7 protein-coding genes and 2 pseudogenes are annotated in these 11,758 nt (G+C 37.9%); 7 read left to right on the top strand and 2 right to left on the bottom strand.

Features of this window, described 5'->3' with window-relative positions; all coding sequences use genetic code 11:
- Positions 1–442: 442 nt before the first annotated feature.
- The 7 genes and pseudogenes from GMB29_RS05985 to GMB29_RS05955 form a co-directional block, all read left to right on the top strand.
- Positions 443–1,660 (top strand): IS110 family RNA-guided transposase, encoded by a 1,218-nt coding sequence (locus GMB29_RS05985; RefSeq protein ID WP_155443843.1) that lies wholly within the window; start codon positions 443–445, stop codon positions 1,658–1,660.
- 370 nt (positions 1,661–2,030) lie between these two features.
- Complete coding sequence (locus GMB29_RS05980; RefSeq protein WP_136359332.1) at positions 2,031–2,861, top strand: mechanosensitive ion channel family protein; 831 nt, start codon at positions 2,031–2,033, stop codon at positions 2,859–2,861.
- Between the two features lie 459 nt (positions 2,862–3,320).
- On the top strand, positions 3,321–4,556 hold the full coding sequence (locus GMB29_RS05975) for an IS110 family RNA-guided transposase (protein ID WP_155443842.1): 1,236 nt from the start codon (positions 3,321–3,323) through the stop codon (positions 4,554–4,556).
- 379 nt (positions 4,557–4,935) lie between these two features.
- Complete coding sequence (locus GMB29_RS05970; RefSeq protein ID WP_136359318.1) at positions 4,936–6,078, top strand: YdcF family protein; 1,143 nt, start codon at positions 4,936–4,938, stop codon at positions 6,076–6,078.
- Between the two features lie 549 nt (positions 6,079–6,627).
- Positions 6,628–7,851: an IS110 family RNA-guided transposase gene (locus GMB29_RS05965; protein WP_136359330.1), complete on the top strand. Its 1,224-nt coding sequence runs from the start codon at positions 6,628–6,630 to the stop codon at positions 7,849–7,851.
- A gap of 382 nt (positions 7,852–8,233) precedes the next feature.
- The gene (locus GMB29_RS05960) at positions 8,234–9,457 is read left to right on the top strand and encodes an IS110 family RNA-guided transposase (protein WP_136359330.1); all 1,224 of its coding nucleotides are present in this window, start codon (positions 8,234–8,236) and stop codon (positions 9,455–9,457) included.
- A gap of 144 nt (positions 9,458–9,601) precedes the next feature.
- Positions 9,602–9,877: pseudogene (locus tag GMB29_RS05955) on the top strand (cupin domain-containing protein); the annotation flags it as partial.
- Positions 9,878–10,160: 283 nt separating this feature from the next.
- Here GMB29_RS05955 and GMB29_RS05950 read toward each other — a convergent pair.
- Positions 10,161–10,702, bottom strand: a pseudogene (locus GMB29_RS05950) (recombinase family protein).
- 298 nt (positions 10,703–11,000) lie between these two features.
- A complete protein-coding gene (locus GMB29_RS05945) occupies positions 11,001–11,639 on the bottom strand; it encodes a TVP38/TMEM64 family protein (RefSeq protein WP_136358872.1) in 639 nt (212 codons plus the stop codon).
- Between the last annotated feature and the right edge of the window lie 119 nt (positions 11,640–11,758).

Here is an 11,758-nt window from a genome sequence, read left to right as displayed (position 1 = left end):
TTCGCTTGTTATACGAGATCGTTGTCCCAACCAGCCTCAAACATGTTTCTTCAAGTAGGGGGCGGACAGTTTAGTTGACGAGATCATGGTCCCACGCACCCGTACGTCCTACCCTGGCTACCGATATAATAGGTCCTATATAAAAAAGGTCAACCAGTAAAAACTGGTTAACCTCATAATACGAACGCACCCTTTAGCCATCCATGAAGCGCAAAATCGGCGCTTCACCACAAAGAATGAAAATCGTCCATACTGCTTCTAAGGCTGGGAGAGGAAGGTCGATAAACTATGGTGCCTTAGAGCCCATCCGTTAGTCTGACTCCAACGACCACGGTGCACCACAAACTGTCGCTCCCTTACGGGAAGCACTCATGGTAGATTAATCCTTATTCTGATTGTTGCACCAGCCTCCAATTTACAAGCCTAGAAAGGAAGAATTTCAATGGATGTAATCATTGAAAGAGCATGTGGTATGGATGTTCATAAGGACAATATCACTGCATGTATTATGACACCTGATGGAAAGGAGATTCAAACGTTTCCTACCAAAACAGTTTTTCTGCTTAAGTTAATCGACTGGATTAAGGAACATGACTGTACTCATGTCGCAATGGAAAGCACGAGTGTTTATTGGAAACCTATCGTTAACCTACTAGAATCTGAAGGGATTGAGTTTCTAGTAGTAAACGCCCAACACATGAAGGCACTCCCCGGTCGTAAGACCGACGTTAAAGATGCCGAATGGATTGCCCAACTTCTTCGCCATGGTTTACTCAAAGCGAGTTTCATTCCAAACCGTATTCAAAGAGAGCTGAGGGAACTTGTCCGTTATCGCCGCAGTATTATCGAAGAACGTGCAAGACAACATAATCGAATTCAAAAAGTTTTAGAAGGAGCCAATATCAAACTAGGCTCTGTCGTTTCAGATATTATGGGGGTTTCCTCGAAGGATATGCTTCGAGCTATCGCTGACGGCGAGGATGATCCTGAGAAACTAGCAAACTTCGCTCGTCGTACAATGAAAAAGAAAAAAGCAGAACTTGAATTAGCACTTCAGGGCTATGTTAACCCACATCAACGCTTAATGCTTAAAACGATTTTAACTCACATTGATTTTCTAACTGAGCAAATTGAAATGTTAGATCAAGAGATAGCCCAACGAGTAAACTCGTATGAAGAAGATATTGAAAGACTAGATTCGATTCCTGGAATCGCCAGAAGAATGGCTGAACAAATCCTAGCTGAAATCGGTACTGATGTTCAAAATCAATTTCCAACTGCGGCACATCTTTGTTCATGGGCAGCTCTCGTACCTGGACATAATGAAAGTGCTGGGAAAAGAAAATCAACTAAATCTAAAAAAGGAAATAAGTATTTAAGATCAGCATTAACTGAAGCAGCTCAATCAGTCAGAGGGTCAAAAAACTATCTTGGTGCATTGTATCGACGAACAGCAGGACGAAAAGGCAACAAAAGAGCAGCTATAGTAGTTGCCCATGCGATATTACGGATCGCATATTACCTGTTAACTAGAAAAGAAATGTATGTAGACTTAGGCGAAGACTACTTTGATAAACAAAGACAGGTATCAATTGTACGCCATTCGGTTCGAAGACTAGAAAACTTAGGCTATACGGTTACAATAACAGAAGCTTCCTAATCCATTAAACAAGTAAATAAACACCAATGATCAGACGCTCTCCCCTTTTAAAAAGATGAATGAGCTGCGTCTATTTAAGTATTGCCATTTTTCGGATCTAACAGAAGTTAATTTTCATGGTAGTTTAAGTACAATCTTTCACACTTTTTGCCCAGGTTCAATTCTCTTTCATTGACCTTTATCTCTATATCTTTTAAAATTCATTCAGCAGTTGAAAACAAATTATTGGCAATATAATCGTTCCTCAAAAAGCACGGAGAGGGCTTCTTTTTTAATGAAACCTTGCTATCGTTAAGGTTTGTTGGGAAAGGAAGGTTTTCTCCTTATCCGCATTCCTTTGGAATAGTGTAAAAAAGTGGGAGTTGATAGAATGGATTTCTTGGGACTGTTCAAGCAGTTGCCCGTACAAATTTTAACGGTGGCCCTGCTTATTATAATTACGGTTTATTTGATCCGCAAATCCATCAAGCTTTTCTTTGACAAAACGAGCATCTTGGATGAAAAGCGGGAAGAGACATTGATGCATTTCTCCAACCAGGTGACAAAGGTATTGGGACTTGTGATCTTCTTTATTTTTGTGCTTAGCAATTTCTTCGACCTGACAAAACTTGTCACTGGTTCGGTCGTTCTGGCTAGTGCCTTGGCATTGATCCTCCAGCATATCATCCGCGATTACATTATGGGGCTGACCTACTTGTTTGAGCGCCAGATCCATCACGGAGATTATGTAATCATTAATGGAAATCGTCAGGGGAAAATCGAGGAAATCAGCATGCGTCATCTGAAGATCCGCCAATATGACGGATACCTCTATACGGTCTCCTATAGCAACATCACGGAACTTCAGAACGGGAATCGGGGCATGCGCCGGGTGAACGAAAGCCTTGTCCTCAACTATAGGCAAAATCCAGACGATGCTTACAAGGTGATAGAGGAAGTGGCAAATACATGTAATGAGAAGTACGGGGAATACTTGTTAAAGGATGAGAACGGCGTTCCCGTGGAGAGTTTCAAATTCAACCAAATCACCGAACTGAACGTGGATTTCAGGGGTCACCGATATTCATTAACAGGTGTTGTGAAGGAAGCGGATTTCGTAGAAGTAGGTAAAAAAGTGAGGTATGAATTGGCGATAGCTGCCTACAAGAACGACTTGATGATGGCAGAGAGCGGGGGATTGGAAAGCCAACAAGGCTTGTGATCCTCAAGCTTCCTTAAAAACAGAACATCGAAGCCTTTTTCAACTCGGAAATATACGAACCTTTAAAGAAAATAAGAATGGCAAATACCATTAGAAAAGCAATCGCTGCAGAAGGTCTATAGTTTATAAATATTTCTTCAAAAAAGCAGACTGCTATTTAAGCAGTCTGCTTTATCCTTATAATATACCTTCTTTTGCTAACCTGCCCGTTCGTATTATAAGGTCAGCCAGATATTTCTGGTTGATCATTTTTTATATGATTTTATTATTACAGTAGCCAGGGTAGAACGTAACTGCCCGTGGGGCTTGACCCCGTCAAGTAAACCGTTCGCCCCCTACTTGTAGAAACATGATTGAGGCTGGTTGGGACTTAAATCTCGTATAACAAGCGAAGCTGTGATACTGCATGGAGGAATTAGGGGTTACTGGCAAATTTACTAGTTTAGGAGGAGATTTAGAATGAATCCAGTCGTGGGTCTGGATGTTTCAAAAGGTGAGAGTCAAGTTCAAGCATTTTTAGATAAAGGCAATCCATATCGTAAGAGCTTTAAAGTTTCTCATACTGTTGAGGGTCTTAATTCACTTGTAGTGTTTCTTGAGGATGTGAAAAGAGAGTCTGGAAAGAAGCCTTCAGTCATTTTAGAAGCTACTGGGCATTACCAAACTCCTCTCGTTCATTATTTAGAAGAACGAGGATATTTATTGATTATCCTTAATCCATTGATTTCATATAAGGCAAGAAGTTCTAGTTTAAGGAAAGTTAAAACAGACGCAGTTGATGCTTATTTACTTTGTGAGTTGTTCTATAAAGAAGAGTTAGAGCCATATAAAAAGCGTGGAGTCCAGTTACTAAACCTTCGTAATCTTACAAGGCAACATGAAAATATAACTGGAGTCATGATTCAAACAAAACTTCAATTTCAGGCTGTGCTTGAACAAGTATATCCTGAATATAAAGGGGTATTTGGAGATTTATATTCTGTGGTGTCACTCTTAACTCTTTCAGAGTTTCCCTCTTCTGAAGATATTTTGAGAGCTAGTGAAGAAACAATTAGAGACAAGATATTTGAATTATGTAATAGTAGATCAATCAAATGGGCTAATGAAAAAGCGATTCAACTAAAAGCTGCGGCGGCTCGTAACCCTTTTGAAAAGACAGTTTATCAGAGTCATATTTTAAGTCTGGGTATGTATATAAATATTCTTCTTCAATACAAAGAGCATCTATCAAAGTTAGAGTCAGAGATAGATGCCCTCGCAAAAGAAATTGAAGAATATAATATCATCAAATCTATCCCTGGTATCGGTGAAAAAATCGCGGCAACGATTATTTCTGAAATTGGTGAGATAGATCGATTTAATAATCCTAAGAAACTTGTAGCTTTCGCTGGGATCGATCCTAGTGTATTTGAATCTGGTAAGTTTACAGCCACAAAGAATCGGATAACAAAACGAGGATCTAGTAGGCTTCGTCATGCCTTATATATGGTCGTTCGTTGTGCCATTCGTGATTGTCGTAAGAAGAAAACGACGGATGAAATCATCCCTCGAAACAAAAAAATGAGAGAGTTTTACGACAAGAAACGTGAAGAAGGAAAGCCCTTCAAAGTAGCTGTAATAGCTTGTGTAAATAAGCTATTACATTGGATATTTGCCCTTTTAAAGAATAGAACTACTTTCCAAGATATAGCTTAGAACCTAAATCTAACTAAATAACACAAAACCTTCCAAAATTAGACTAACGGAAGGTTATTTGACATGCTTATTTTTAGTATAGCATGTGATTTTTTATATTTTTATTGAAAAATATTGACATACTATTAGCTGGTTTAGTTAAAATTGCCACCCAACGGCAGCTAAGATAACATTTTACCTTTACTTCTTATACTATTTTTCCCTTACCTAAATTTATATGGTAAAAAGTTGGTTAGTAATGTTAAATCCAGTTTTATTAGTGCTTATTTACAGAACTAATACAGTTTATTCACATTAGCTTAACAAAGTAATGTTATTTTAAAATAGCGTTAAAACGCTATGAACAAAAAATATGAGTTATTCGAAAGAGGAGGACATTATGAAATATCTAAATAAGAAACTCGCTTTAGCTCTAGTTCTAACTATATCAACTGCAACTTTCTCTACAGCGTATGCAGCTGTTTCAGAACCAACAATGGCTGCAAACACTGAAACTGTGAATACAGCAATAAAAAATGATGAGCCTACATCAGATAGAATCGAACACTATAAAGAAATGGCCATGTACTATTACTGGCATGGCGGAGATATAAAACAAGCAGAAAAAGAAATTTTTAAGGGAATTACACTAAAAGGTAAATATGATGTAGTTGAAAATGCATTTAAAGAAGCAGTGTTACTTGATCCTTACGATCTGGATTTAAAATTTTCACTTGCATCAACACAAATCATTCAGAAAAAAACATCAGAAGCTTTAGGAACATATGAACAGATATTAAATTTAGATCCAGAAAATTTTAATGCTAATCTTCTTCAAGGACTTTATTCTAAAGCAATTGGAGACAATTCTTCATATAAAAACTCGATTTCAAAGTTAAAACAAATTGATTCTAAAAAGGCAAATGAATATCTTCAAAAGTTAGAAACAACAGATTCTGTTATCAATGAAAAATTAAACACTGCACCACCAGCTAATCTGCCCCAAAAAGACCATGCAATTGTTATACTTGGATACGCTCTTGCAGAAGATGGTTCTATGAAAGAACCTCTTATTGAACGTTTAAAAGCAGGTATTGCCATAGCAAAACAATATCCAAATTCCAAAATTATTGTATCAGGAGGAGTTCCAAAACAAGGAATCACCGAAGCCGATGCAATGAGTAACTGGTTACAAACTCAAGGAATTGAAAAAGATAGAATTATTCTCGAAAATAAATCAACAGATACAGTAGAAAATGCTCTTTTCTCAACTGAAAAGCTAGAAAAAGAGGGAATAAAAGATGTAACGCTTGTTACAAGTGCAAGCCACATAAGAAGAGCGTTAACAGTGTTTAATGAAGCTAGCGATTTTTATGCTAAATTGAATGGAAAAAACAGCGACAGAGACTTTACTAATGTCGTGTATTTAGATTACCCATCTATAGAGGAAGCGCAGAAGGTATCTAAGGATGAAATTCTAGTTATCTACCGTGACCTTCTAAGGACTTCTGGCATCTGGCAATACCCTGGACTCCAAAGATAAACCAAGAGACCTACTGAACTTTTTTGAATACTCTTTCTCAAACTCAGTTAATTAATTAATTCATATAATCCCTTTTGTGTAGACAGTTTAAAAACATGCTGTTACGCAGGAGGGATTAATATTTTTTTCCAACTCTTATCTTCTGTTACCCTGTCCCGTTACCTCAAACTAATAGATAATGCTGATTCAATTTCCGACAAAACCTATCCCCCCGAACAAGCTATGTGGTTTGTTTCAATTAGTTTATTCAATGAGTAAGATTTGAAATCCTTCTTAAACTAACCTGCCCCTTTAGCCGCCCATGCAGCGCAAAAATCAGCGCTGCACCACAGAGAATGAAAATGGTCTAGAACCGTCAATACTGATTCTACGGCTGGGAGAGGAAGGTCGATAAACTATGGTGCGTTAGAGCCCACCCTTTAGTCTGACTCCTTCGACCACGGTGCACCACTGACTGTTGCTCCCTTGCGGAAGCACTCATAGTAGATTAATCCCTGTTCTGGTTGTTGCACCAGCCTCCACTAATATGTCGTAGAGAGGAAAATTAAAATGGATGTAATCATTGAACGAGCATGTGGGATGGACGTTCATAAAGACTCTATCACCGCATGTATTCTTACACCAGAAGGAAAGGAGATTCAAACTTTTTCAACGAAAACCGTGTTTTTGTTAAAACTATTAGACTGGATTAAGGAACACAATTGTTCTCATGTTGCCATGGAAAGCACCAGCGTATACTGGAAGCCAATTGTGAATTTACTAGAAAGTGAGGGAATTGAATTTTTAGTAGTCAATGCACAACACATTAAAGCTGTTCCTGGACGGAAAACTGATGTAAATGATGCTGAGTGGATTGCGAAGCTTCTTCGTCATGGATTAATAAAAGCTAGCTATATTCCCAATCGAGATCAAAGAGAATTACGAGAATTAGTTCGATACCGTAGAAGTATCATTCAAGAACGGGCGAGACAACAAAATCGAATCCAAAAAGTGTTAGAAGGTGCTAACATTAAACTGGGTTCAGTTGTGTCACAAATTAAGGGTGTTTCCGCTATGGAGATGCTTCGTGCGATTGCTGATGGAGAAGATGATCCCGTAAAGCTCGCAAGCTTCGCTCGCAGAACATTGAAAAAGAAAAAAGAGGAACTAGAGTTAGCATTACGAGGCTACATTAGCCCTCATCAGCGAATGATGCTTAAAACAATTATCACTCACATTGATTTTCTTACAGATCAAATCGAGAAGCTTGATAATGAAATTGCAGAAAGAATGAGTTCTTATCAAGATGACGTTGAACGTTTAGATTCAATTCCAGGTGTCGCTACCCGTATGGCAGAACAGATTCTAGCTGAGATTGGAACTGATGTTAAAAATCAATTTCCAAGCGCTGCTCATATGTGTTCTTGGGCAGGGTTAGTTCCAGGACAAAACGAAAGTGCTGGTAAAAGAAAATCTTCCAAAACTAAGAAAGGGAATAAATATTTAAAATCAGCCTTACAAGAAGCAGCTCACTCAGTAAGAGGATCTAAAAACTACCTTGGGGCATTGTATCGACGTACAGCTGCCCGCAAGGGTACAAAACGCGCTGCTATTGTTGTCTCTCATGCCATATTGCGAATATGTTACTATCTTTTAACACGAAAAGAAATGTATGTAGACTTAGGTGAAGACTACTTTGATAAACAAAGAGCACAATCAATTGTACGTCATTCGCTTCGACGACTTGAAAGCTTAGGCTACACCGTTTCGCTGACAGAAACAGAAGCATCCTGATCCAGTCTAAAGATTAGCTTTTTAATTGCCTATGAATCAGGCGCTCTCCTTTTTTTAAAAATGAATGAGCTGCGTCTTCTTTAGTATTGCCTTCTTTTCTTCCTTACATAATTTAATTTTCATAGTAGCCGCCCATGCAGCGCAAAAATCAGCGCTGCACCACAGAGAATGAAAATGGTCTAGAACCGTCAATACTGATTCTACGGCTGGGAGAGGAAGGTCGATAAACTATGGTGCGTTAGAGCCCACCCTTTAGTCTGACTCCTTCGACCACGGTGCACCACTGACTGTTGCTCCCTTGCGGAAGCACTCATAGTAGATTAATCCCTGTTCTGGTTGTTGCACCAGCCTCCACTAATATGTCGTAGAGAGGAAAATTAAAATGGATGTAATCATTGAACGAGCATGTGGGATGGACGTTCATAAAGACTCTATCACCGCATGTATTCTTACACCAGAAGGAAAGGAGATTCAAACTTTTTCAACGAAAACCGTGTTTTTGTTAAAACTATTAGACTGGATTAAGGAACACAATTGTTCTCATGTTGCCATGGAAAGCACCAGCGTATACTGGAAGCCAATTGTGAATTTACTAGAAAGTGAGGGAATTGAATTTTTAGTAGTCAATGCACAACACATTAAAGCTGTTCCTGGACGGAAAACTGATGTAAATGATGCTGAGTGGATTGCGAAGCTTCTTCGTCATGGATTAATAAAAGCTAGCTATATTCCCAATCGAGATCAAAGAGAATTACGAGAATTAGTTCGATACCGTAGAAGTATCATTCAAGAACGGGCGAGACAACAAAATCGAATCCAAAAAGTGTTAGAAGGTGCTAACATTAAACTGGGTTCAGTTGTGTCACAAATTAAGGGTGTTTCCGCTATGGAGATGCTTCGTGCGATTGCTGATGGAGAAGATGATCCCGTAAAGCTCGCAAGCTTCGCTCGCAGAACATTGAAAAAGAAAAAAGAGGAACTAGAGTTAGCATTACGAGGCTACATTAGCCCTCATCAGCGAATGATGCTTAAAACAATTATCACTCACATTGATTTTCTTACAGATCAAATCGAGAAGCTTGATAATGAAATTGCAGAAAGAATGAGTTCTTATCAAGATGACGTTGAACGTTTAGATTCAATTCCAGGTGTCGCTACCCGTATGGCAGAACAGATTCTAGCTGAGATTGGAACTGATGTTAAAAATCAATTTCCAAGCGCTGCTCATATGTGTTCTTGGGCAGGGTTAGTTCCAGGACAAAACGAAAGTGCTGGTAAAAGAAAATCTTCCAAAACTAAGAAAGGGAATAAATATTTAAAATCAGCCTTACAAGAAGCAGCTCACTCAGTAAGAGGATCTAAAAACTACCTTGGGGCATTGTATCGACGTACAGCTGCCCGCAAGGGTACAAAACGCGCTGCTATTGTTGTCTCTCATGCCATATTGCGAATATGTTACTATCTTTTAACACGAAAAGAAATGTATGTAGACTTAGGTGAAGACTACTTTGATAAACAAAGAGCACAATCAATTGTACGTCATTCGCTTCGACGACTTGAAAGCTTAGGCTACACCGTTTCGCTGACAGAAACAGAAGCATCCTGATCCAGTCTAAAGATTAGCTTTTTAATTGCCTATGAATCAGGCGCTCTCCTTTTTTTAAAAATGAATGAGCTGCGTCTTCTTTAGTATTGCCTTCTTTTCTTCCTTACATAATTTAATTTTCATAGTAGTTGAATAACAAAAAAGCCGGCAATAAATGTAACCTTTGCTCCAAGAGCTCGTAACACTGGCATTCTCATAAAGTCGGACAAGTTTTGTTGGTTACCGGCGGTGAGGGTTGGTATCAAGAAGAAGAAAAACCATTCTCGGTTACTCAAAACGGGAGATGTGGTGAACATTCCGCCAAATGTAAAACATTGGCACGGTGCGACAAAAGACAGTTGGTTTGCACACTTAGCTATGACACCGGGCGAAACGGAATGGTTAGATCCTGTCAGTGATGAATGGTTTAATAAATTATAATGGAAGTACTATGAAAAAAGCAGATTTTAACTATGGTAATCGGCTTTTTTCTATGATTTCGGGAAAAATTTTACTTCAACTAACCTGCCCCTTTAGTTTAAGTACATTTCTTCACAATCTCTTCTAAAATATCCATTTGAAAATGAGTTACTCAACAATCTGGCCCGTTTGTTGAAGATATGCACCCTATTTATTCATCCCAAAGCTAATAATGTATTCCGCTTTTTATTGAAAGAGCATCTGCTTGCAAGCAGATGCTTCTTTTATTGAAGGGTTTCTTTTATTATATATTGACCTTTTTAAAGTCTTTTTCATATTCCTTAACTAACTTATAAAAAGTTGTCTTTTTAACACCTAATTTGCCCATGGCTTTAACGGCTGTCATCTCTCCTGCTTTCCAACGATCATATAGACTTCTTTGAATTCTTCTTTAACCTGTACTTTTGATCGACCAAATGCTGCGCCATTTTGCAAAGCTATATCAATTCCTTCACGCTACCGTTTCCGAATGCGATCTCGTTCTTCTTGTGCCATCCAAGAAATAATCTGTAAAACAAGATCCGCAATAAAGATACCTAAGCTAATCCTTGTATTGTGTCGTGTCCAATAAAAGCATATCCACTACCACAATGTCTGCCTGGATATCTTCGTAATATCATTCCTCTCCTGCAAAATCCCTTTTTTATTTCGACCAAATCGATCTAAGGAATGAATATAGAGCACATCGCCTTTACGTATAATTCTTTTGAGCAATTGATACTGAACTCGGTCAAAATCTTTACCACTCTGTTTATCCATGAAGACGTCTCTTTCGTCTACACCCATTTTTTTCATAGCTTCAAGTTGTCGTCCTTCATTTTGATGACTCGTATGTATCCAAAACTTTCAAACGTCCATCTGAATCTCCTTTATTTTGGTTACAATTATTTCTTAAACTGACTCCCTCTATAAAGAAAGGAATACCCTTAGCTTCGATTCACTTTCTAATAATTCCATCTCTTGTTCAATAATATGGCCCAGGCCAGAAGTGGTGAAATTTCAATTTACTGTATATATCTAAGCATCATCAATTACTGCAAAAATACACTACTTTCCTCTTGAGTAACGCTATCCATTGATATTATTACTCTAGTGCAACCTTTGATTTTTTCCCTTTAAGCCACCTTCGGTAAAGAAACAAAACAACTAGAATAAAAGCTATGTATAAAGCAAGAACTTGCACGAATGTTTGAAAAGAAGTAAATAATTGATTTCCTAAATAGGCATAAACGATCATTGCAGGAACCTGACCAATGGCGGTTGAAAAAAAATATGTTTTAAATGACATAGTGCTTAACCCAGAATAGATGTTAATTACCAGAGGAGGAATAACATAAATTAATCGGGTGAGCAATACGGTAATAAAAGGACTCCGATTAATAATACCATTCAAATTTTTAAAAGCTTTATATCGAATTACATATTGTTCAAATTCATGAATAAAAAAATAACGTGCCAGAACAAAAAAGATTATTGCACCACCCACTGAGCCAAACCAGTTAATCATACTACCAATCCAAATCCCATATTTTGCCCCCATCATTCCAGCAAAAACTGAAAATGGAATAATTGGAACCACACTTAACACTACCGACAGAAAGAACATTAAAGGAATTTGTGAAAAATCACTGTCATTTAACCATCTAAATAAGAAAGCTCTATAATAATAGACAGTAAGGAGGATGACACCATATATTATCGCAAAAATTAACCCTTTTCTCATCGATTTAAACCTCCCAACATAGATACTAGAGCTTTTTCAGTAATTATCCTTATATAACACTATTATCTGTGGATTAAAGACAAAATATGATTGTCTCAAAACAAGAACAAATAGGGGGA

Origin of the sequence: Metabacillus sediminilitoris, assembly GCF_009720625.1 — a bacterium.
Lineage (GTDB): Bacteria > Bacillota > Bacilli > Bacillales > Bacillaceae > Metabacillus > Metabacillus sediminilitoris.
This window is presented reverse-complemented; position numbering and strand designations above follow the sequence as displayed.